19 protein-coding genes and 2 pseudogenes are annotated in these 21,190 nt (G+C 62.5%); 9 read left to right on the forward strand and 12 right to left on the reverse strand.

Annotated features, from left to right (window positions below):
• Window positions 1–48: 48 nt before the first annotated feature.
• The gene (locus tag ABZS43_RS19740; RefSeq protein WP_355037359.1) at window positions 49–1,557 is read right to left on the reverse strand and encodes a long-chain fatty acid--CoA ligase; all 1,509 of its coding nucleotides are present in this window, start codon (window positions 1,555–1,557) and stop codon (window positions 49–51) included.
• 39 nt (window positions 1,558–1,596) lie between these two features.
• Window positions 1,597–1,881, reverse strand: a complete 285-nt coding sequence (locus ABZS43_RS19745; RefSeq protein WP_355037360.1) for a hypothetical protein — start codon at window positions 1,879–1,881, stop codon at window positions 1,597–1,599.
• Between the two features lie 294 nt (window positions 1,882–2,175).
• On the opposite strand from ABZS43_RS19745, the gene ABZS43_RS19750 reads away from it, so the two are divergent.
• The 3 genes from ABZS43_RS19750 (at window position 2,176) to ABZS43_RS19760 (ending at window position 3,575) form a co-directional block, all read left to right on the forward strand.
• The gene (locus ABZS43_RS19750) at window positions 2,176–2,508 is read left to right on the forward strand and encodes an acyl-CoA dehydrogenase family protein (RefSeq protein ID WP_355037430.1); all 333 of its coding nucleotides are present in this window, start codon (window positions 2,176–2,178) and stop codon (window positions 2,506–2,508) included.
• Window positions 2,509–2,603: 95 nt separating this feature from the next.
• A complete protein-coding gene (locus tag ABZS43_RS19755) occupies window positions 2,604–2,822 on the forward strand; it encodes a hypothetical protein (protein WP_355037361.1) in 219 nt (72 codons plus the stop codon).
• 6 nt (window positions 2,823–2,828) lie between these two features.
• Window positions 2,829–3,575, forward strand: coding sequence for an acyl-CoA dehydrogenase family protein (locus tag ABZS43_RS19760; protein ID WP_355037431.1), 747 nt, complete (start codon window positions 2,829–2,831; stop codon window positions 3,573–3,575).
• Between the two features lie 319 nt (window positions 3,576–3,894).
• On the opposite strand, the gene ABZS43_RS19765 is transcribed toward ABZS43_RS19760, so the two are convergent.
• The 3 genes from ABZS43_RS19765 to ABZS43_RS19775 are packed head-to-tail and all read right to left on the reverse strand — an operon-like array spanning window position 3,895 to window position 6,830.
• Window positions 3,895–5,304 (reverse strand): amidohydrolase family protein, encoded by a 1,410-nt coding sequence (locus tag ABZS43_RS19765; RefSeq protein WP_355037362.1) that lies wholly within the window; start codon window positions 5,302–5,304, stop codon window positions 3,895–3,897.
• Window positions 5,301–5,909, reverse strand: coding sequence for a CoA transferase (locus tag ABZS43_RS19770; RefSeq protein ID WP_355037363.1), 609 nt, complete (start codon window positions 5,907–5,909; stop codon window positions 5,301–5,303). Before ABZS43_RS19770 ends, ABZS43_RS19765 begins: the two co-directional genes overlap by 4 nt.
• A gap of 9 nt (window positions 5,910–5,918) precedes the next feature.
• Window positions 5,919–6,830: a TetR family transcriptional regulator gene (locus ABZS43_RS19775; RefSeq protein ID WP_355037364.1), complete on the reverse strand. Its 912-nt coding sequence runs from the start codon at window positions 6,828–6,830 to the stop codon at window positions 5,919–5,921.
• Window positions 6,831–6,942: 112 nt separating this feature from the next.
• Between ABZS43_RS19775 and ABZS43_RS19780 the strand changes: the two genes are divergently transcribed.
• Complete coding sequence (locus ABZS43_RS19780; RefSeq protein WP_355037365.1) at window positions 6,943–7,776, forward strand: SDR family NAD(P)-dependent oxidoreductase; 834 nt, start codon at window positions 6,943–6,945, stop codon at window positions 7,774–7,776.
• A gap of 101 nt (window positions 7,777–7,877) precedes the next feature.
• Here ABZS43_RS19780 and ABZS43_RS19785 read toward each other — a convergent pair whose 3' ends face one another.
• From ABZS43_RS19785 to ABZS43_RS19805, 5 genes and pseudogenes are all read right to left on the reverse strand, one after another.
• Window positions 7,878–8,465 carry a helix-turn-helix domain-containing protein gene (locus tag ABZS43_RS19785; protein ID WP_355037366.1) on the reverse strand — a complete coding sequence of 196 codons (588 nt, stop codon included), beginning with the start codon at window positions 8,463–8,465 and terminating at the stop codon, window positions 7,878–7,880.
• Between the two features lie 309 nt (window positions 8,466–8,774).
• The gene (locus tag ABZS43_RS19790; RefSeq protein ID WP_355037367.1) at window positions 8,775–9,305 is read right to left on the reverse strand and encodes a MaoC/PaaZ C-terminal domain-containing protein; all 531 of its coding nucleotides are present in this window, start codon (window positions 9,303–9,305) and stop codon (window positions 8,775–8,777) included.
• A 123-nt stretch (window positions 9,306–9,428) separates the two neighbouring features.
• Window positions 9,429–10,175, reverse strand: a complete 747-nt coding sequence (locus ABZS43_RS19795; RefSeq protein WP_355037368.1) for an acyl-CoA thioesterase — start codon at window positions 10,173–10,175, stop codon at window positions 9,429–9,431.
• Window positions 10,176–10,948: 773 nt separating this feature from the next.
• The gene (locus ABZS43_RS19800; RefSeq protein WP_355037432.1) at window positions 10,949–11,683 is read right to left on the reverse strand and encodes a transposase; all 735 of its coding nucleotides are present in this window, start codon (window positions 11,681–11,683) and stop codon (window positions 10,949–10,951) included.
• A pseudogene (locus ABZS43_RS19805) lies at window positions 11,678–12,073 on the reverse strand (transposase); the annotation flags it as partial. The pseudogene ABZS43_RS19805 and the gene ABZS43_RS19800, both read right to left, overlap by 6 nt.
• Window positions 12,074–13,052: 979 nt before the next feature.
• Between ABZS43_RS19805 and ABZS43_RS19810 the strand changes: the two are divergent.
• A complete protein-coding gene (locus ABZS43_RS19810; protein ID WP_355037369.1) occupies window positions 13,053–14,204 on the forward strand; it encodes a helix-turn-helix domain-containing protein in 1,152 nt (383 codons plus the stop codon).
• 135 nt (window positions 14,205–14,339) lie between these two features.
• On the opposite strand, the pseudogene ABZS43_RS19815 reads toward ABZS43_RS19810, so the two are convergent.
• Both ABZS43_RS19815 and ABZS43_RS19820 read right to left on the reverse strand, forming a co-directional pair.
• A pseudogene (locus ABZS43_RS19815) lies at window positions 14,340–14,480 on the reverse strand (IS3 family transposase); the annotation flags it as partial.
• A gap of 698 nt (window positions 14,481–15,178) precedes the next feature.
• Window positions 15,179–15,502, reverse strand: a complete 324-nt coding sequence (locus ABZS43_RS19820; protein ID WP_355037370.1) for a hypothetical protein — start codon at window positions 15,500–15,502, stop codon at window positions 15,179–15,181.
• 139 nt (window positions 15,503–15,641) lie between these two features.
• Between ABZS43_RS19820 and ABZS43_RS19825 the strand changes: the two genes are divergently transcribed.
• The 4 genes from ABZS43_RS19825 (at window position 15,642) to ABZS43_RS19840 (ending at window position 21,189) form a co-directional block, all read left to right on the forward strand.
• Window positions 15,642–16,487 (forward strand): LysR family transcriptional regulator, encoded by an 846-nt coding sequence (locus tag ABZS43_RS19825; protein WP_355037371.1) that lies wholly within the window; start codon window positions 15,642–15,644, stop codon window positions 16,485–16,487.
• A 1,229-nt stretch (window positions 16,488–17,716) separates the two neighbouring features.
• Window positions 17,717–18,130 carry a response regulator transcription factor gene (locus tag ABZS43_RS19830; protein ID WP_355037372.1) on the forward strand — a complete coding sequence of 138 codons (414 nt, stop codon included), beginning with the start codon at window positions 17,717–17,719 and terminating at the stop codon, window positions 18,128–18,130.
• Window positions 18,127–19,224 carry an IS630 family transposase gene (locus ABZS43_RS19835; protein WP_355037373.1) on the forward strand — a complete coding sequence of 366 codons (1,098 nt, stop codon included), beginning with the start codon at window positions 18,127–18,129 and terminating at the stop codon, window positions 19,222–19,224. Before ABZS43_RS19830 ends, ABZS43_RS19835 begins: the two co-directional genes overlap by 4 nt.
• A 684-nt stretch (window positions 19,225–19,908) precedes the next feature.
• Window positions 19,909–21,189, forward strand: coding sequence for a GAF domain-containing sensor histidine kinase (locus ABZS43_RS19840; protein ID WP_355037374.1), 1,281 nt, complete (start codon window positions 19,909–19,911; stop codon window positions 21,187–21,189).
• Window position 21,190: the final 1 nt, after the last annotated feature.

Raw genomic sequence — 21,190 nt, forward strand, 5'->3', positions numbered from 1 at the left:
GCGCCCCCAATGGATTTGGAGAGGGCGCCACCGTTTTCGGGACAAAATTCAAACTACCATGTCGTCAGCGACAATACGCTCGAGCACATGACGGCGGACGAGCTTTCCCGTCTCTGTGCGTGGTAGCTCATCCCAACAGACGATCCGCTCGGGCGTCTTGCTGCTGCGCAGCACATCGCGCACGAAGGCGCGTAATTCTTCCGGGTCGAGCTGCATACCGGAACGTACGACCACCGCCGCTTCGATCCGGTGTCCCCATTCCTCGTCCGGGACACCGACAACGGCGGTGTCGAGCACGGCCGGATGGCGGAGGATCACCTCTTCGATCTCGGCGGGCGCGATATTCTCCGCGCCGCGGATGATGGTGTCATCCACGCGCCCGCCGATGTACAGATAGCCGTCCTCATCGACATACCCCTGGTCGCGGGTATTGAAGAAGCCTCGGTCATCGACCATGCGTCCGATGCCCGCGTACTCGGCCGAGACTTGCTCACCCCTCACATGGATGCTACCCGTGATCCTTGACCCCAGGACGACGCCGTTCTCATCCCTGATTTCGAGGTCGATCCCCGGAACAGCTCTACCGACCGAACTCAACCGTGCCCGAATCGCTGGTTCGTCGCTGGCGAGCGCATCTCTATGATCGTCGGGGCCGAGTACAGCCACGGTCGAGCTGGTTTCGGTGAGCCCGTACGCGTTGACGAACCCCACCTCCGGCCACATCCGCAGAGCCCGTTCGATAACTGCTGCGGGCATGGGCGCTCCGCCGTAAGCGAGACTGCGCAGCGAGGGAACAGTCTTCTCATCGCCGGATTCGACGATGCGAGCCAGCATCGTAGGGACGACGAGGGCGTTGGTGATCCGCTCGTCGCGAGCGAGCTGGAGCCACTGCGCAGGCGTAAATCGTTCCAATACAAGAGTGCGCCGGCCCGAATACAGGCTGGTGATGGTATTCGCCACTGCCGCAATGTGATAGGGCGGAACGCTGATCAGGGCAGCATCGGTGGACTCGGCGGATGCGAACTCGACCGAGCCGAATACATACGAGGTGAGGTTCTCGTGTCGAAGCAACACCCCCTTGGGTGCCGACGTGGTTCCGCTGGTGTAGATGATGACGGCGGGCGCGTCGCCCTCATCGTCCTCGCGGGCCCCCTCCCCGTCGGCCACGAGCGGTTGAGCGCACCGGGCCAGCCACTGCTCCGGAGTCACGACCGTGAGACCCGCGGCGCGCAGAACCGGGGTTTGAGCCTCGTCGGCAATACCGATCGCCCGGGGATGGTTGGCCAGCAGAGACTGCAATTGCTGAGCACCGAGCCGATAATTCACAGGCACCAGCGGCACCCCCGCTCGGGCTGCCGAAAACAGCGCCACCGGGAAGGCCGGCCCGTTGACCGCGAGGTACACCACCGCGTCCGCACCGGACGCACGGATCGCAGATGCGCCCGCTTCGGACATTTCTCCGAGCCGAGCGGCAGTTATTCCGCCCTCCCGACGACCGATCACCACCCGATCACCGAAGCCGTCGATGGCCATTTCGAGCAGCATCTTCACATTCATTAGAACTCCACTAGTTCGGGGCACCGATCGAGCCGGTAGTCAGTCCGATGACGGCAACGGCTTGGCCTGCTTGATCTCCAGCGGGCGGTCACCGACTGCCAGCGAGCCTTGGCCGCCCTTGGTACACAGCACCTCGACCCCAACCTCCTCGTCGACATACCGCTTACCGAGCTGGGTGCCGAAATTACGGTTCGGGTCGATGGCACTTCCGTCCCCGGTTCCGGCCTTGCCCGCGACCATCTGCGCGCCACCGCAGGTGAGCGCTATCTCACCCGCGGGCGCGCGCACCACGATGAGCGCGGTCGTATCGGTGGTGCTTGCCAACGCTTGGCCAACCTTGAGAATCACAGTGCCTCCATCCATGTCCAGTAACGGCTCGGACCAACTTCTCTCCGGATGCTTCTATTAGCTCATCGGCCCGTGTCCCCTTTCACATAGTGAAGATAGTACTATAAGTAAGCGAAGCAAAACACGGTGTAGCTCGTGCGCAAAATGGTCCGTCGCACCGCGTCAGTTCGGTGACGGACACGCCAGACAGGAAGCAAGCCGCCGGCGGAGCGCGCGACTCTCGAGGACGCGCAGGGGTATGCGAAAGTACGCGAGCAGTTCGGTCGAGCTATCGGCTCCTTCCAGGCGATCAAACATCACCTGGCGAACATGCTCGCTGGTTCTGAGCTCGCGGTCACCATGGCGTGGGATGCTGCCCGTGCAGATGCCCGCGGCGAACAAGCCGAACTGGCCGCCGACGTGGCGGGCGTTACGGCATACGACCAATACGTGAGCAATGCCGAGAAGAGCCTCCAAATCCACGGCGGTATCGACTTCACCAGGGAACACGACTGCCACCTGTACCTTCGCCGCGCTCAGAGCATCCGCGGATTGTTCGTAGGACCGGCTTCGGCGCACAATGCCGTATACGCAGCGGCGGCCGGCGGAATTCGTCGGGAGTAGCAGTAGATCTGCCGCCGGAGGCAGAAGACTTTCGCACCCAGGCTGCCACTTTCGTCACGGACCTACTCGCTGCGCCCGAGACGAACAGACGACAGATGCTGGTCGACTCCGGCTATTTGATGCCTCACCGGCGCAAGCCATTCGGCCGCGAAGCCGGTCCCATCGAGCAGCTTGTCATAGAAGAAGATTTCGCGGAGGTCGATCTCCCCAACCTCGGTATCAGAGCGTGGGTTATTCTGACCTTGGGTCAACACGGCTCACCGGAGCAGGTCGAACAATGGATCCGCCCCAAGCTGCTCGGCGAACTCGTCTGATGCCAGCTGTTCTCCGAACCCGGCGCGGGCTCCGATGCGGCGGCAGTGAGCACGCGAGGCGTGCGCGTCGAGGGCGGCTGGCGTGTCACCAGCCAAAAGGTGTGGACCTCGAACGCGCAGAACTGCAACCGCAGCCTGGCAACCATTCGAACCGATCGCAACACACCCAAGCACAGAGGCATCACCGCCATGGTGATCGACCTCGAAGCGCCCGGCGTGGAAGTGCGGCCGCTACGCGAGATCACCGGAGATGCATTGTTCAACGAAGTTTTCTTCTACGATGTTTTCGTTCCGGACACTGACGTCGTAGGGGATGTCGACAACGGCTTGGCTATCGCTCGTGCAGCGCTCGATAACGAGCGCATCTCCATCGGCGGAATATCGCATGGGCGTACACCTTTCGGCCTGATCGATTTGGTGCGCATCGGTCGCGACAACGCCACCGACATCCGCGAGGTCGGTGCGCTGCTGGACCATCAACAGGCGCTGAATCTGCGGCAGGTCGCTCGTGTCGTCAATGGCTCCTCACCCGGTCCTGAGAGCAGTGTCACCACGATGCTCTCAGCAGAGCACCTGCGGCGCACGTCGGAAACCGCGATGCGCCGCGCAGGCGAAGCTGCGGTAACCGGCCAACTGCCGGAGATCAGTCGGGACTACCTGTTCGGCCGCGCCCACACCATCGCCAAGCGCACCTCCGAGATCAATCGCAATGTCATTGACGAACGCCTATCGTGCTACCCCGCGAGTACATAGCTCGCTGACTACATGATCCGGGGCCCGCACCGGAAACGCTCGATGCTGACGGCGCTCACTGAACTCGGCGAGCGCCGTCAATGTCGGCCATGTCTTGGTGAACGGCTTCTTCGATCTTCCGGTCGGTGCACACTTCGGCGGTATGAAGCAATCAGGCAACGGACAAACTGGGCGGCGTGTACGGCATTCAGGAGTTCACCACGCCCAAGAATGTGTGGATGCCTCTCTGGCCGTTTGCAATACGACCGCGGATTGTGGCCGCTTGCGAAATGCGTCGGACAGGACCGAGGCTGGTCGACGGATCCGTCGACCAGCCAGGTCACACGCGTGCCCCCGCTATGAAGGTCTGCACGACGAGCTCGCTGCTCAGGCAATCGAGGACGTCGTCGAGCGGCGCGTCGAGTACCACGAAGTCAGCGGGTTCCCCCACCGCAATGCGCCGAGGCGGTCCGCCAGGATCGTGAGCTGGCGCGAGGTAAGCGTCGAGCGCGGCGCGAGCTGCAAGCCGTTCGCCACGGCCCACCACCGCTCCCGAGATGGTCTGTCTGCGTACTGCTGCCGAGATGACGGTCCAGGGATCTAGTGGGCCGTAAGGGGCGTCGCTCGAGAGAGCGACGGGAACTGATGCATCCAGCAGGGACCGGCAGCGGTACAGACCGGGTAGATCACGAGCATCAACGTCTCGTAGGTAGTCGTCACCCCGGTCGGCGATGAAGCCGGGCTGAGTGACGACTCGAACTCCGAGCTGCCTCAGCCTCGGAACACAGTCGTCAGGGACGATGGATGCGTGCTCGATGCGGTCTCCCGACACGGTTCCGGTGGCGTCGAAAGCGGCAAGCAGCAGCACCAACGCAGGGATAGAAACGCTGTGCACGGCAACAGCCCGCCCAGTTCGGTGGACGCTTTCGATCAGGGCTTCCAACTCGCCTAGATCGGGGAGGGCGGAGTCGGCAATGACAATTTTGTAGGGGCCATAGGTCAGCCGCTCATGCTGCCCAGACCGGACAGGCGTGAACTCCAAGGGGGCGCCGAGGAGGCAGATGTTCTGCCTGATATCGCCACTGACCACTGCGTCGTCAATAGATCGAAGTGATTGGTTTGCGAGGTCGGGCGTCGCGTCCGTGACCGAAGTCAGGCCGTATCGACTCAAATGCCGACCGATCTCGCGCAGGTTAGGCGGCGCACTGTCCGGCAGCCTCGAGCGCAGCCAAGTGTCAGCACGCCACACCCGTCCGGTGGGCTGTCCGCCCGGCAGCCGTTCGATTCCTGGATGATGAGCGGTTGCCAATCCTGCTGCACCCCCCGCGACCGTGTTAAGTATCCAGAACGCGCCACTGCGGTGCTGTATTCGAACCGGGTGCCGGGAATGCAAGTGGTCCAGTCCCTGCCGATCCAGTTCTCCGGCAACGGTTTCGATGTAGCCGACCCCACGAATCCAGCCGGTATCGTCCGGCGTGGCGCGACTCAAGGCCACCGCGAGGTCCTCGGCGGTTCGTACGTGCGGTGGCCCGCAACGAATCGACGAGGTGGCCGCCGCGAGAGCATGCAGATGCAGATGGTGATCCGTGAGGCCTGGGATTACGGCACCGCCCGCAGCATCGAGTACGTCGAGGTCGGATCGATCGAGCGCGGGGCCGAGTTCAGTGATGAGACCGCCGTCTATGCGTACGTCCAGCGTCGACCGGTGCCCGATGTCCGCATTTTTGACGAGCATGCTCGCACCGCTCATCGCAGTTCGAATTCACGAAGCACTGCACCGGTGTTCTCGCCGCTGGCCGGGGCCGAGCCCCTCGGTCGACGGCTGCGAAGCGGTGCCGCGGCTCCGGACGAAGCCGGGACGCACGCGGCGTCGCAATCGATGTCCGCCCGAAGGGTCGAGCTGACGACATCGGACATCGCAATCTCTACGAGTCGGCCGGCTCCGGAGGCGGTGTTCAGGACCGCCGCTGCGGCGGCCAAACCGGACAGCGGATCGGCGATGGCATCACCGACAAACAGCGGCGTACCGTCTTCGTCCAGCGCGAAAAGCCCACTTGCCGCAGCGATGTCATCACCGAACCCGACGCGATCGGACTGTCGTCCACGAGCACTGATGGAAACCCACACCCCGCCGGCGTCCGCAAAATCCTCGGCGTGCAATCCGAAGCGCCGTAAAGCGCGGGGCCTGGAGGCTTCGATGACATTGCCGGTGCCCTCGGTGGCACTCCGGAGGTAGGCCGAGAGTTCGCGGGCGACGGTGGCGGCATTACCTAGCGGCAGCATCTCAGGACCGTCTGGACGGCCGGTGAGCGCCATTATGCCGCTGGCGTGCCAGTCAGATATTACGTCGAGCACAGCGCGAGTCTAATACTCCACCGACCTCGTGCTGTGAGTTGAGATCGCCGCTGGTAGTGACTGCGGCGGGCGCGGTATTGATGTCGGCGTCGGCAGATCGCCCAGCACAGCCGGTGGGCGAAGGGGCGGGCCGGGTTGAGTGTCAGTGCGGTGATCATGCGTCATAATTCGTTGCGGGTCAGAGCAATCGGGTCGATGTGGGGATCGTCTGCCGGGTGTTCGATGGCGAGGACGATCCTCCGTGTCGACCATCAGCGGCCGGCGACTTCCACCAGTCGGGCAGGCGGCACCGGTGAGGTGTTCGCGCAGCGGTAGAAGGCCGATTCCCGGGTGTTCTGGTTGCGGCGGATCATTACTCGACGCTTGCGGGGCGCCCTTGCCTGAGACATCGCCTCGTGCGGCTGACGAAGCCCTCGAAGGCCTCGTCCGAACCCCAGGCCTGATAGGCGCACAAGCCAGCGCAACGTTGGTCTGCAGCTTGGACGCCAACTCGTCACTGTCCAACCGCTCGGCTCGTGCTTGCACCCCCGAGGTGAGCTCCTCGAGGAACGAATGGCCGTAGGCCTGTGTCGCCTGAACGAGCACTGGGTCGTTCTGCTTCAGCTGTCGTAGCAGCAGCATGCGACCACCCAGCGACTCGGTCATCTGCAGGATGATCGCTCCCAGCGCATCCCACAGAGGCAGCGCGTCCGGCTGCGAATCCATCATCTCGTGCCACGCGACCCGCTCTGCGGGATCTTGATCAAAGACAACGGATGCCTTGGCGTCGAAGTAGTTGAAGAACGTTGCGCGAGAGACGCCAGCAGCCGCCACGATCTGCTCGATCGTGGTGGCTTCGTAGCCCCGCTCCTCGAAGAGGCGTAGGGCCTCCGCGCGAATGGTGCGCCAAGCCTTCAGCTTCTTCTGTTCGCGTAGGACCATCTTGATTCCTTTGTTATACTCATCTACCCTTAGACTAGTCTACTTTTTTCGAGCCCTTCAGCGACAGCCTGTAGCCGTAGTCGCATCGATGACCAACGAAAGGGACCGCACCATGGCCAATAAGACCGTCCTCATCACTGGAGCAAGCGACGGCATCGGTGCCGCAGCTGCACGTCAGCTGTCAGCACTAGGCGAACGCGTCATCATCGTCGGCCGCTCTCCCGAGAAGACCAGGCAAGTGGCGAATGAGCTGGACGCGCCACACCACGTCGCCGACTTCCAAGACCTGGAGCAGGTCAAGGCCCTGGCCGCAACGCTATTGAAGGAATACCCGCAGATAGATGTGCTGGCGAATAACGCAGGCGGCATCTTCACCGAGGTGACCACCAAAGACGAGTTCGACAAGACCTTTCAGGTCAACCACCTGGCACCGTTCCTGCTGACCGAACTCCTGATGGACCGACTGATTGCCTCCAATGCCTCGGTCATTCAGACCACGAGCAATGCAGCCAAGATGTTCGGGAAGATCGACATCGACGACTTGAACAACACGGGTAAGTGGAGCGCCAATAAGGCCTACGGCGACGCCAAGCTAGCCAACATCTTGTTCACCAAAGAGCTGCAAACGCGCTACGGAAATATGGGGATCGCCGCAGCCTGCTTTCACCCCGGCGGTGTTGCTACCGGGTTCGCATCGGACACCAGCAGCTGGATGCGCCACATCGTTCGCAACCCAATCGGCCGCCGCTTGATGCTCATCACTCCCGACAAGGGTGCCGAGACGCTCACCTGGCTGGCCGAGGGCACGCCAGGTCAGACGTGGCAGCCCGGGGAGTTCTATGAGAAGAAGAAGGCAACGCCGGCCAACAAGCTCAACCCGCAATCGAATGACGCTGACCTCGCTCGGCGGCTCTGGGAGCGCAGCGAGAAGATGCTTCGCGCTTAACCGTGGCCCTCAGGCGCCAATTCGAGCGGAGGCTCGAGAAGACCGAGGGTCTACGGAACTGTCATAACCGACGATCTCATGCGGGCCACCGTCGGCGTTGTTCAATCAGGTGGGTGGTCGGGGCTCAGCCCGCCCGGCCTCGCGAGGTCCAGACACCGCCGCAGTAACACCAGATAGTCGTCGAAGGACGCATCCACGCCCCAGGTCTGATACGCGGTGGCGGTGGCCGCGAGGGCGAGATTCAGTTGGAGCACGGTCGACATCTGCTCCGCACCCGGGCGCGACAACGCCCACTCATGAAGATCATTGCGAAAGAGTTCGCCAAGGTTATGGGTGGATTGCGCCAGCGACGGCGATCGCTGTTTCAACTTGCGCTGCAATGGCATCCGGTCGCGCAACGCCTCGATGAACGCCAACAGGACCACGGTCAGCGAATCCCATAGTGGCTCCCCGTCGGCCCGGCCGCGCATCACCTCGATCCAGTTCTTCCGTTCTTCGGGATCGGGATCGAAGACCACCGCCTCCTTGCTCACGAAGTAGTTGAAGAACGTCGCACGCGACACCCCGGCCGCGGCGGCAATCTGATCAACGGTGGTGGCCTCGTAGCCGCGTTCCTCGAACAGACGCAGCGCGGCCGAACGCAGCGCGCGCCATGCCGCCAACTTCTTCTGCTCTCTCAGACCGGACACCGGAGCCTCCTTAGCCACACTCTTAGACTAAGAGATAATTGTACTGATCCAACAAAGCTCACATCGCATCCCGGAGGAGGCATCGATGAGCAAAGTCTGGTTCATCACCGGCACTTCGCCAGGTCATTTGCCGAAACCGCGCTTGACCGCGGCGATCGCGTCGCCACCACGACCCCGGACGACTGCGCGGCACGAGGTTGAGAGCAACGCGGCAGCTCAGTCGCCGACGTGAATCACGATCGCGGCGGCCGTATCTCCCGCGGCGCACCCCGTGAACAAATCAACGCATGACGAAGAACAAACCTGTCGTCACTGGACGGCTTCGCCGGAGGCCAGGGGCGCATCGGCACCACGCGCGCCGATTCCATGGCCGTCGATCACTGCTGAGGATGTGTTAGCGCGTACGTACATCTCGGTCACCATGGTCAAGATCCTCACCCCTTCGCTTGTAACAACCTCGGCAGCGGCAGTCACGAGTCCGCGCGATCGGTTGTCCAGTACGACCCCCTCGACGGTGAGTGCACCGGTGAGTACATCGTTCGGACGCAACGGAGACAAGAATTCCACTTCTCGAAATCGACGCCCGGCAATCACGTTCCATCGAGAATACACACTGAGAACGACCAATCGCTGGCATATCGCGATCGTGTGGATACCACTTCCGATAACACCGCCGAAATACCCCTCGCCCGCCACTACGCGATCGGTATGGAACAGCTGAGGATCCCATTGTCGTGCGAATCTGATCAGCTCATCCTCGGAGACCTGGTATTCGCCCAACCGATACGAGTCACCGACGTGGAGATCGTCTGCCCAGGCAGACTCACGTATGTGATCCATTCACGCCATCCATTCATCTCGTCCGCCGACCAGGCGTCGACAAAAGCTGGCTGTGTACTCAGCCGACGCAGCCGGGCACGACGCAACCCGGGCAGTTCCACAAAGTAACCGAGGCGCTCCGGGCTACCTCTTGTGGTCAGCCGATATGGAACTCGCGCGTAACCGCAGTTCTTGTAGCATCTCTCGCGCAAAGCCCACTATCGGTACGGGTCCATCGTCACCCACCGCGACGAGCACGGTATCGCAGATGCTCAGACATATTCCGTCACGAAAGAGCGCCGAGGATGCCACGAACGAGGTTCGGCCCACGCGACCGATCCCTACTCCGGTCTCGATCACTGCGGGCCAGTGCGCTTCGGCGAGAAAATGGACGACGTTTTGAGACGTGACCAACCGCACTTGCCGCGCCCCGGGGTCATGTACACCGGGAAACACCCGCGCGGTCAGGCCGGCACGCGCGTCTTCGTGCAACGACTCCAGCGCCAGGTTGTTCAAATGCGCATTCGGGTCCATGTCGGTATAGCGGGCCTGGGTTCTTCCGATCACGGGATACAGTTCGACCCTGGACCGCGCAGGATGTGGGCGACCGGTCGTATCCGACAGTGAATCATCAACTGATTCGACACCGCTGCTCATGAACTCGCCTTCTTTTGCCGCACGGCCCTGGGTGCACCCCGATGGAACCACACTTATTTTAACTAGTAATACTAGTTCGTGCGGCAAGTGCTCACCCTCGGGGCCACCCCGCTGGTAAAGAGCACCGATCTCGTCCAGTCGTATCGCAGCATCGACGCCGGCCACCGCACGAACGGAAACCTCATCCACAGCGCGAGAACAGTCATTCGCGAACGCGAAGTTCGACAGGGCCACTGCCCGACACTTACTTCTGTCACGTTCCCAGCTGACGGCCGCCGCGTGCGAGTTCGGCCGCATCACGTCGTCTCAGCAGCTCAAGCCGGTGCCGAGATAGCGCGGCAAGACATACAGGCAACGCCTCGACACCGCAGGCTTGGATATGCTGGCGAAACTTCAGCTGATAGAGCGTCGAGTCGACGGCTCAGGTCGGAGCAGCCTGAAGCCCGGTCTGGTTGAGTCGGCTCGCAGCGCGGTGCCGGTGTTGCCGCCGGCCCGTCTCTGCGAGCCGCTCACCGAACCCGCCGTGCGTCTCTCAACGCAACGGGCTCTCCACGGTGTCTGCTGTCAGGCGTGGTTGGCCGTGGCCCAGGGGTTGGGGATCGTGTTTCCGCCAGTCGGGACGTCACGACCGTCTCCACACTGCCGACCTCTCGAAGTACTCCGCGTGGCGCCACCAACTCTCAGAACATAGATAACATAGATTACTTTCTAGTTGTCTCGCAAGGGTCGAGTGGCGGGCAAGACGTACCCGATCGGCCCCCACGCGACATTGCCGCCGACCGCCCCGTACCTGTATACCGCACTGAACAGCAGAGCATGATGCGCCAAAACGGGGTCGACCAGGCAAGCCCCTCATCCCGCGACCTGGTAAACCTAGATCACTTATTGACATATATAGCTTCCGTGCTTACGTTCACCTACACCTCGGCTTGTGCCCCCACCACCGCCGAGTGATGCAGCCGAGTTGTGTCCCGTGTTGTCCGAGGAGGGGACTCTCGATGACCATGTCAAACCGCCGGAGTCGGGTTCTCCATACTGAATTCGCGGCCGTCTCGCAGCAGCGTCCACAACACGTCGACGAAGCGGCGGGCCAGGGCGAGAAGGGCTTGCACATGGATGAGTCGCTCACCGCGTTTTCGGTCGCAGAACCGTCGCGAGGGCGCCTTGGCGTAGCGCAGGCTCGACAGAGCGGTCTTGTAGAACACCCGCCGAATGCACCGGTTATAGCGCTTCGAGCGGTGCAGGTTGCCGCTGACGCGGCCGAAGTCGCGGCGGGCCGGACCAAGGCCGACGTTGGAGGCCAGGCGGCCCGCGTGGGCGAAGGTGGCCGGGTTGCCGCCGGTGCCGAAGGGGAACTCCGCCTCAAGTCCGGGGGCAATGCTGGGTTGGGATTCGATGATGCGCGCCGAGGGGTGTCGCCGGAATCGGGTAGTGATGAGTTTGTCGGTGTCCTTGATCTCGCGGTCCAGATCCAGCACCTTGCGCGCGATGCGTTTGACCGGCATCGTTGTGGCTGTCTCGCCGGACAGTGCCAGGCGCTGGCGTCCGGCGGCATCGACCGCGGCGGCAGCCTGGACGACGCCCGGTTTCCACGCATCATTGTCGGTGAGATACGGTGTGACACCGTCGATTCCGTCCGCACGGATCTCGGCGGGAGTGTCCAGTCCGGCGAGGAGGACCAGCGGGGTCCAGTTCGTGAAATCGAACACGGCTTCCAACGCGAGGAAGATCGATCCGAGCATCGCGCGCAACCGGTTGGTCCCTCCCACCCAGTCCGCCATCGGATCTGTGCGATAGCTGGTCAGCCAGGTCAGCCCGACCACGAGCTCGTTGAGTATCACCACCGGGGCCAGGTCCCTACACAGGCGGACGCACTGGGCGATCATCCGCGCGTCCGTGGCGTCGGTCTGGCACTGACCACGGAAGCTGCCGGTCATCGAGTTCACCACCCGCTCTGGTACATAGGTCACCGTTTGATCGACGGCCAGCAGCACCATGATCAGCAGCCACACCAAAGGACTGATCAGATTGATCGCCCACCGCACGCTGTCGGCGGCCTGGCCCGCGCGGGCGATCAACGCCTCGATCGCGGCCTGGTCGTTGCCGAACTTCTGACTGGTCACCGCCTTTCCGGTGTCGTCGACCTAGCTCTAAATCAGCAACCGGAGCGTCAAGCGCGGTGGGGCAGTCAGTCCTTCCGAGCGTCAACACAAACAGAAACTAATCAGTTACACCCCACCGCTCTGGGCATCAAGGACATCAACCCCAGGCACCTACAAACTTAGGAAATTTTATGATCGCCATGCGTTGCGAGCGGCTCTCCATCCGGCGTCGGTTAGCTATTCTGGCATTTCGCCTGACCTGCGAACCCCTTCCATGGCCACACCGATTTATCCTTGCGCAAGCAATAGATAATACGTTTATCACAAACAGTAGAATTACCAAATTGTTAGCTGCGCACTCCGATGCGCTGCGTACTACTGAGAAGCAGGTCTGGGTCATGAGTCGTCTGGACAGCAAGATTGCCTTCACAACAGGAGTCGAATCCGGTCGAGGCCGTGCTCCATACCTCCAATCGGCCGAGGAGAGAGGCGTCGGTGTCACCGGATTCCGACCGGGAAGACGCTTGAATCCTGCGACCCGTGAAAAACTCGAACAAAGCGCGCGAGCGCTCGAGACAATAGGGCGATGCACCACCGTCAGATGCGCCGACATGCCTGACCACCCCACCCTTAAGTCCACAGCGGTTAAAGGCGCCAGACAATTTGGCGACCTCGCCCACGGAATTTTCTGTCGTCAGGCCACAGCAACAGCTCGGGCGGACTGCAGACAAGTGCTCGATGATACGGACGGCACTATGGCATACGGTGCCAGTAAGGAGGCACCATTCATCGCATGGGCCACAATTCAGATTGGCGCAAGAAACCAGCTATTCTGATGGCCGTGGAGAAGACCACCCACACGGGCGAACAACGGAGCCGACCAGAAGTCCAGCATCAGCGAGCTAGCTATCAAATCAGCACGCCCCCCGGGTTTCAACCGTCCTCGGTGCTACCAGTTGAAGCACATTCCGACTGCCGATCGTCGCCTGACCTTCCTTCCAGCGCAACGGTGGACTACATAACCGAGCGCATCGCCGAGGGCACTCCGATCGACGGTCAGGTCCTCAGAGAGATACATTCTGGTATCAGCTCGATTGTCATGAGTTGCATCGAACACGCGGAGCGATCGGAGCGCCTCCACCCATCACAGTGGGAAATCCGACAAATCGATGAGACAGCGAAGGTGCTCGCCGCTGCCGACATTCGCCTCGATTCTGTCCTGCACGCCGTATATTCTGGCTTCCGGCTTTTTCTCGATCCCATCAACTCAGTCTCACAGGACTGCACCGAGCCGTGTCGGCAACGACACTGCCCTCTTTCGAAGTCCATGCGACAGTTCATCGAGGTCCAGGATGTGCTCACTACACGCATCACAGCCGCCTACATCGATGAAGTACGAGTGAAAGCCTACGAATCGAGCAACACCGATGTGCTGACATCGGCTGCGACGAGCAGATATCAGCCTCGCATAACGTCAAGTTACTTCGAATCCGAAACAGAATCGCGCTTTACAGTGCTTGCTCTTCATATCGCAACTTCCGAAGAAAACTCCATGCCGCAATCCGGTCGCATTCTCAGATTTCGAACACTCACACAACTTCGTGCCATGCTCGCCGAATCTTGCGGAACAAGCGCTCTCACTTTGCTGAGCATCAGCGGAGGTACCGTAGTTTTACCCACGGAAGCCTTCGTCGAGGAGGATCTCGAATTGCTCATCCAAAAGTTGTGCGACTCCGGGCAGATTTCTATCGCTGCTGCCGTGGCGGTCGCCGACTACATAGATGTCCCCACAGCTGTTGAAGAGACGCACCAACTCCTCGACTTGGTCCGTAGGCTTAGGTACCCAAGTGGCTTGTACCATTTCGATGACATGGTGAGAGAGATTCAATTGTCACGTCCTGGACAAGCGAGAGACCACCTCGCCGCAATACTTGCCCCTCTAGAAGACTATCCTGACCTGCTAGAGCTGCTCTATCAGTATTTGATTAACGAGCAGAACCGAACCGCCATCGCAGCGCGCTTCAGAGTTCACCCCAGGACCGTAGAGGTCCGATTGAAGCTTATCGAGAAGCTCACTGGCCACTACCCCAAATCCAGCCACGGCGCGTGGGTGCTTCTATCAGCTCTGATTGCTCGCGGGTGCACTACCAGCGTCAACTGAGCGCTTTCAGCCTCTGCGGGTCGGTGCCGAAATCCATAGGTTGCGGATCTGCCTTTCGCGCAACTCCTCAGTTTCCATGGCCGGTCCCCGATAGCGCGACCACCCGGGAGTAGAGTCCGGGTTGTTTCGTCAGTTTCAGTTGATCCCGCAGTCCACCGGATGGTGGGTGTGGGTGCAGGCCGCAGCGTACTCGGCCGGTGTTCTGTAGCCCAACGCTGAATGCCGCTGCCGCAGGTTGCGGTCGGCTTTGAAGTCACCGATGACCACACGTGCCTCGAGCAGGCGGGGGCGGCGGGCAGTGTGCCGGTCAGGCGGGTGCGGGTTCGTTCGAGCCAGTCCGTGAGAGCGGGAAACGTGGCATCGGTGATGTCGCGTGCGGGGATTTTGGTGAGTCTTCGGCGCGCAGTGTCGCCGAAGGCGCCCCCGGTGTAGCCAGATCGCCTGCATGTTGCGTCGGAATTGGTGCTCGGCCGCCGAGTTCGGGTCGATTGTTATCTGGTGGTGGTCCAGCAGGTGCTGGCCAGCCGTAGCGATCGCGGCTATGTCGGCGAGCAGCTGGGTGTCGGAGGCGACGCGGTGATGGCTCCCGCGCGATAGTGTCGCCCGTGGGAGCGGGGGCAGAATCTGCGCCGGGGGCCAGGGCTGTTGGTCGAATCAGAGTCGCCGTGCGACATCCACCCAGACCGGCGAGACACCGTCGCCTCGGAGCGTGATTACGAGCATGTCCCGCTCGCGGTCGACTCGATCGATCTGTTGTTGCCGAGCGACCCGATCAGGGATCGGCACACTCTCGGTGTTCAGCAGATGCCGCTGCCGAGTAGCCTCGGCGGCCAGCTCGTGCACCCGCCGCGGCCCCTCGGCGTGAGCTGCGGGGATGTCGCGCTGACGGACCGGTGTTCAGCCCGCGCTCTCCACGGACCCACCTGTGCGCTCAGCAACACCGGCTCGGTGCCGACGTTCTCACCGGCCCCGCATCATCGCGGGCCGGGGGCATCGCTGAAGCGCACCCCGAGGCTCGAGCGTTGCTGGCCGGTGCCGGGAAGCGCCGCGCGCAGCTCGGGGTTGCGGGCGGGAGGGACGTGCAGCAACACGGTCCGTTCCGGAACGCCGTAGCGGGCCAGGCGCACCCGGGTGGATTTGAAGATCGCCCGGTGCAACGAGGACACAACGTCACGCAGCAGGTCAGGATTGTGTTCGGCGAGTTGGTCGGCAGAGACGGTTTCCGGGTCGATAAGCTGGACAGCAGTCATCGCGTGAGCTTTCTCCTCGAAGACTTTGGTCGGTCTGCCGAGGATCACGCGGCGACCATCCGCTACTCGGCTACGACACGCTCAGACTTCACTGGCGCCGGGCTCATACACGACCTTGCCGGACGCAACCATTTCGCATCGAGAGGTAGCCGGCAGGTTTATGACGGCGGTCACATACCGTCGGTGCATGGAGCTGCCCGGTCTCGATCTCAATCTGGTGGTGGTCCTCCACGCCCTGCTCGAAGAACGCAACGTGACTCGTGCCGGCAGAAGGGTCGGTCTCAGTCAGCCAGGGGCGAGTGCTGCACTCGCCCGGCTTCGCCGTCATTTCGACGATGAACTGCTCGCTCGCGTCGGCGTGCGGTACGAGCTGACTCCACTTGCGCAAGGTCTCTACGATCAACTCGGCCCGACTGTCGACCAACTCCAGCAGCTCCTGCGAGCCCAGCTACGCTTTGAACCCGAGACTGCGGAGAGGCGTTTCGTGGTGCACTGCTCGGACGCGACATTGGCAGTGCTCGGTCCGCACATCGTCGCTGAAGTCAACCAGGCAGCCCCGAACGTGGTGCTAGATATCGGCGCGTTGGATCCGAACGACATACTGAAGCCCCTCGATCAGCTGAAAAATCTCGATATCCTGATCGCTCCGCGCGGATTCTTCGCCGCGTCCGAGATTCCGAGCGTGATGCTGTTCGAAGACCACTGGCTATGTGCGACGTGGCGCGGCAATACTTCGATCGGCGAGCGGCTCACGATTGAACAGGCCAGTGCGGCCAAGTGGGTGGTGCCTTTCCATCATCCATTGATCTCTCCAGTCCACGCCACACTCTCGACCTGGGGCGTCGATCGTCGTTGCGCCGTACGAGTCGAGAATTTCACAGTAATCGCCGATCTAATTGTCGGCACCGACCTGCTGGTGCTGATCCCGGCCAGACTCTACGACCGATACCCGCACGATGAGTTGCGCCTGCTCGACCTACCGCTGGAGCTTCCCAATCTCACCCATGCTGTCTACTGGCATCCCAGTCGCTAACTTGATCCCGGTCACCGGTGGTTCCTCGGTATTCTTGAGCGGTTGGCGGAGCCGATCGGGAGGGGTGTGCGGGAATCCTCGAAGCGCAGAAGTGCTACCACACCGGCTGAGCGCGTCCGACCGAGCCAGTCCTGACCTGCGGAAGGATCCTATGCATGCTGGCGCGTCAGCGGGAGCAACGATCGACTCGTGAATAAACGGGAAGAGTAGCTTCCCGGATGATCGTCGTACGCAAGGGTTGATCAGTCCAACGCGCCGATGCCGGGCCGGAGGCAAGCATGCTCGCGGCAATCGAGGGCGGCTCTGCCGACCGATCAGGACGGATGCTTGCCGCGGCGCTGCAAGCCGAGCTGGCCGCCCACGGACCGAACGAGAAGCGAGTCGATGCGCAAGCCGGTAAGCGTAAACGGTTTTCCTCGGCGATCTTGCCGGGCCCGGTGCCGACACTCGCCGCAGATTTTGCGAGGTGCTTCAGCTTTGTATCCCACACGGCCTGTCCACCGAGACCTTCGCGCCCGCGGCTCGAGAAGCTTCTTCGGCACGGCGGTGGGCCTGTCGGCCTCAGCAATCACTCAGCTGACCGGGCAGTGACGAGACGAGTCGAAAGCCTCTGCTGTGAGGAATCTTTCGGTCACGGTGCGCTCAAGGTCCGAGTTGTGTGACGTCGTGACGGTTGCCGCTCGTCAGGGTCACTGCGTGAGGTGTTCCGTGAGCGTGCCCGAATCCGACCGACCGGGGGCGAGCCCGCAGGTCGAGTCGCCCCACACCCGCCCTGTTCGAACATCTCAGGGCCACCCCAATCGCGCGCCCGGCGCGAACCCGCCGCTGGATGGAAAGCGAGCGTCGCGATCGCCATGACCCCATCGGGCTGGTCGCGGCCAGGCAATCGTATGCCCCGGATGGGTCTCCCTCGTTCCTCGTCGAGTCGCGGGTCAATACATCTCACCGGAGGAAGCGGCCGACTTCAGGATTCGAACCACTTGCAGACACTGGCCTTCAGCGGTATCGCGTACGTGACAAATGTCGTAGGCCGAACCCAGCCGGATCACCTGACCGTTCTCGCAAAGGTGACGCGGTCGCATCCGGGTCGCATGCTGGAGACATACAGCGAAATCGGTCCGGTGTACCCGATAGAGGAGGACCACGGGTGAGACAGGTGGCGATGCACGCGATGCACGCGATGCAGGTCGTCCTGGTAGATGACCACGCGATGGTCCGGCGGAGCTTGCGTGAGTTTCTCGAAGCGCTCGAGATCGAGGTCATCGGCCGAGGCGGGCGACGGTGCGGAAGCGCTCACTCTGCTGCACAATCTGGGCGAATGCGGCGGTCTGCCGGACATGGTCCTCATGGATCTGGCTATGCCGTTCCTGGATGGCGTGGCCGCTACCAGACGGATCACCCACAGCTATCCGGGGGTGCGCGTAGTGATCCTGACAGGCTTCGACCTTACGCATCGCGTCGCCGCCGCCCTGGCCGACGGCGCGGAAGGCTATCTAGTGCGTTGGCCACGAACGTTGGCCGGGTCGGGTGACACGCCGCCGGGTTCCCGGCGGGGTTGGTGGTGTTGGGGCAGTCTCGATGGCGGTATCGCTGTCGAGACTGTGGAGTGGGAGTGGCTGAACCGGTTCGAGCACGTCGGTTGACCGACGCGGAAGGGCAACGACTGCAACAGATCGTGCGTCGGGGGAAGGGTTCGGCGATCCGCGTACGCCGGGCGATGATCATCATGGCCTCGTCGTCGGGTACGTCGGTGGCTGCGATCGCCCGGCTGGTCGCCGCCGACGAGGACACCGTCCGCGATGTCATCCACGTCTTCAACGCCAAGGGCCTGGCCGCGCTGGACCCTCGGTGGGCGGGAGGCCGTCCCCGCCTGATCACCGATGAAGACATCGACTACATCATCGAGACGGCCACCACCCGCCCGGCGAAGCTCGGGCGGCCGTTCACCCGCTGGAGTCTGCGCAAACTGTGCGGCTATCTGATCGATAATTCGGTGCGCGTGGTGTGCATCGGTCGTGAGCGGCTGCGGCAGATCCTCGCCGATCGCGGTATCTCCTTCCAGCGCACACGCACGTGGAAGGAGTCCAAGGACCCCGACAAGGAAGCGAAGCTGGACCGGATCGAGCAGGTCACCACCGATTACCCCGACCGGTGTTTCGCCTTCGATCAGTTCGGGCCGTTGTCGATCCGCCCGACGCACGGGTCGGCATGGGCGCCGAAGTCGAAACCACACCGGCTGCCGGCGACCTACCGCCGCACTCACGGCGTTCGTTACTTCCACGGCTGCTACAGCCTCGGTGAGGACCAGTTGTGGGGTGTCACCCGCCGATGCAAGGGCGGTGACCACAGCCTGACCGCGTTGAATTCGATCCGGTCCGCGCGCCCCGATAGTGCCCCGATCTATGTGATCCTGGACAACCTCTCGGCGAACAAGACACCCCGAATCTGTTGCTGGGCAACCGCAAACAATGTCGAGTTGTGCTTCACCCCGACCAACGCCTCGTGGGCGAACCCGATCGAGGCCCAGTTCGGGCCGTTGCGCACCTTCGTCATGGGCGACTCCGACCACCCCAACCACCCGGTGCTGACCCGACGTTTGCAGGACTACCTACGCTGGCGCAACGCCAACGCCCGCCACCCCGACGTGCTCACCGCACAACGCCGCGAACGAGCACGCATCTGCAGCGAACGTCAGCAACGCTGGGGCCGACCCCGAACCAAAACAACCGCCGCCTGACCGGTGAACGTTCATGGACAATGCACTAGTCGAGGACGCCTGCCCCGAGAAGATCGCTTCCGTGGTCCAGCGCGGGCAATGACTGCTCGGCCCACCAGAGCGGCCGTTGATGCGTTCGCATCGCTGATCCAGATGTAAACTCGCCGTCTGCCGCTGCTTCGTTCAGTATCCTGAATGTCTTACGGAAAGAAATTGTAGGGAGCGCGCAGTCGGCGTGCCGCGCGATCAGGGGTGTCGACAATTCCGATCGCCGTTGGCGCCGTTCACGATCGGCCGAGTGGGACAAGTGATGGTTTTACCAAGTACCTCCCCGTCGTTTCGACGGCAAGAGGACGTCGCCGAGGCGGAGAACGCCAAGCGAAAGATGTCGGATGTGGGATCGCCGGGATCCGCGATACTGCGGCCGAAGATCGTCCGGATCGCAGAACTAGCACCCAAGGGCGCAGCGGGCGTCGACCTACCGGAGCGGTTCACCTGGGTCAACGCCGATGGCGCCCGCCTGCTGGAGCGGTCGGCGCCGGACTTGTGCGGCCTCCCGGCACCGTCCCAAACGGCCCCAGAGTCATCCACAGTTCGTGTACTGCTCGGCGGCGAAGACGACCACACGATCCGATGGGCACCGTCCGGAGGGCGCCTACGCGAACTCTCCTCTCGGACCTCACCCACCCACGAAACGGATTCATCATGGCGTTCCGGGACGTGAACGACGAACTGCACCGCTCGCGGCGCGTCGCTGCGGTGGTGCGGGCCGCCGCGAGTCTGGAGACGCCGCAGTCAGCGTCGAAAACGCTGGATGCGCTGGCCGAGGAGATCCTGCGGAAGGACTCGGTGGCTGCGGTTCAAATCCTCACTGCCGGCCAGAGCAACCGCGGTCTGCGGGTCATGGGTTCGGCGGGGTTCCCGCACTGGCCCGACTTCCCCGAACGCCTCCTCGAATGCGAAGCACGCGGCGCGACAGTGGCCATGTTCGACGCCATGGACTCGGGGCGACCGACGGTTGTGAGGCGACGGTGGAGCATCATTCGTTCGGACCCTGCTTGGGAGCCGTTGTATGACTACCTGAGTGAACGCAAATGGGATTCCTTCGCCGCAGTGCCGCTGCCTGTCCGCCGCCAAGTCAAGGGCACAATCAATGTCTTCTTTGCCCCCGGCCGGTCGGTGACCGCTACCACCCTAGACTTCCTCGACTTGATGGCCGAGCAGGCCGCGGTCGCCATCGAAGACATGGCCTTGTTGGACAGCGTACGCGAGGGAGTGCGGCGCGAAGAACGCCAGAGGCTGGCTCGCGACCTGCACGATTCCATTGTCCAACAGGTCTTTTCGATCTCCATGCAAGCGAAATCTTTGACTCTTATTGCCGAACGCAGCGAATCCGTGCCCGCGCGCTCGGTTACCCGCGTCGCCGACGATATCGGACTGCTATCGCAGACCGTGCTGACCGATCTGCGCGCGATGGTGCACGAACTGCGTCCGATCTCGGCAATCGAACGTGGCAGCCTCGAAGAGGCGGTACGCACGCTCGCGGAGAGCACCAGGAATCGCACCGGGATGCGATTGGATATCGTCGTCGGCTCCGGGCTCGACCGGATTCCCGGGGCGGTGGCCGACGATGTATATCGCATCGTCGCCGAGGCGATCCACAACGTTGTCAAACACGCTGACGCGGGCCGCGTGACTGTCCGACTCGTGGTGCGGCAAGCCACGCTACGCGGCTCGGTCACCGATGACGGATGCGGACTCGCCGCGGACTCTGGCACTGGCGTGGGCCTCGGCATGCGCACGATGCGAGAACGTGCCGCGCATTGGGGCGGAACGCTCACCGTCAAGCAAAGGCGTCATGCGGGCACAATCGTCGGATTCGCCGTGCCGTTGGACGCGCACATAACAATCGCCACAGAGACGACCGAGGCCCGCACCGGTGCGGGGGCAGTCACCAACACAGCCGAACGGCGCGACGAACGGTGAA

This window comes from Nocardia sp. NPDC005366, assembly GCF_040606855.1.
In the GTDB taxonomy this organism is placed as follows: domain Bacteria; phylum Actinomycetota; class Actinomycetes; order Mycobacteriales; family Mycobacteriaceae; genus Nocardia.

What these genes read in the sequence shown, in the direction of transcription:
- ABZS43_RS19775 (WP_355037364.1), bottom strand. Translation starts at nt 6,830, where the DNA reads ATGGTCCTACGCGAACAGAAGAAGCTGAAGGCTTGGCGCACCATTCGC.
- ABZS43_RS19755 (WP_355037361.1), top strand. Translation starts at nt 2,604, where the DNA reads ATGCTGGTCGACTCCGGCTATTTGATGCCTCACCGGCGCAAGCCATTC.
- ABZS43_RS19825 (WP_355037371.1), top strand. Translation starts at nt 15,642, where the DNA reads ATGGAGCTGCCCGGTCTCGATCTCAATCTGGTGGTGGTCCTCCACGCC.
- ABZS43_RS19790 (WP_355037367.1), bottom strand. Translation starts at nt 9,305, where the DNA reads ATGGATCACATACGTGAGTCTGCCTGGGCAGACGATCTCCACGTCGGT.
- ABZS43_RS19740 (WP_355037359.1), bottom strand. Translation starts at nt 1,557, where the DNA reads ATGAATGTGAAGATGCTGCTCGAAATGGCCATCGACGGCTTCGGTGAT.
- ABZS43_RS19780 (WP_355037365.1), top strand. Translation starts at nt 6,943, where the DNA reads ATGGCCAATAAGACCGTCCTCATCACTGGAGCAAGCGACGGCATCGGT.
- ABZS43_RS19840 (WP_355037374.1), top strand. Translation starts at nt 19,909, where the DNA reads ATGGCGTTCCGGGACGTGAACGACGAACTGCACCGCTCGCGGCGCGTC.
- ABZS43_RS19765 (WP_355037362.1), bottom strand. Translation starts at nt 5,304, where the DNA reads ATGAGCGGTGCGAGCATGCTCGTCAAAAATGCGGACATCGGGCACCGG.
- ABZS43_RS19800 (WP_355037432.1), bottom strand. Translation starts at nt 11,683, where the DNA reads ATGCTCGGATCGATCTTCCTCGCGTTGGAAGCCGTGTTCGATTTCACG.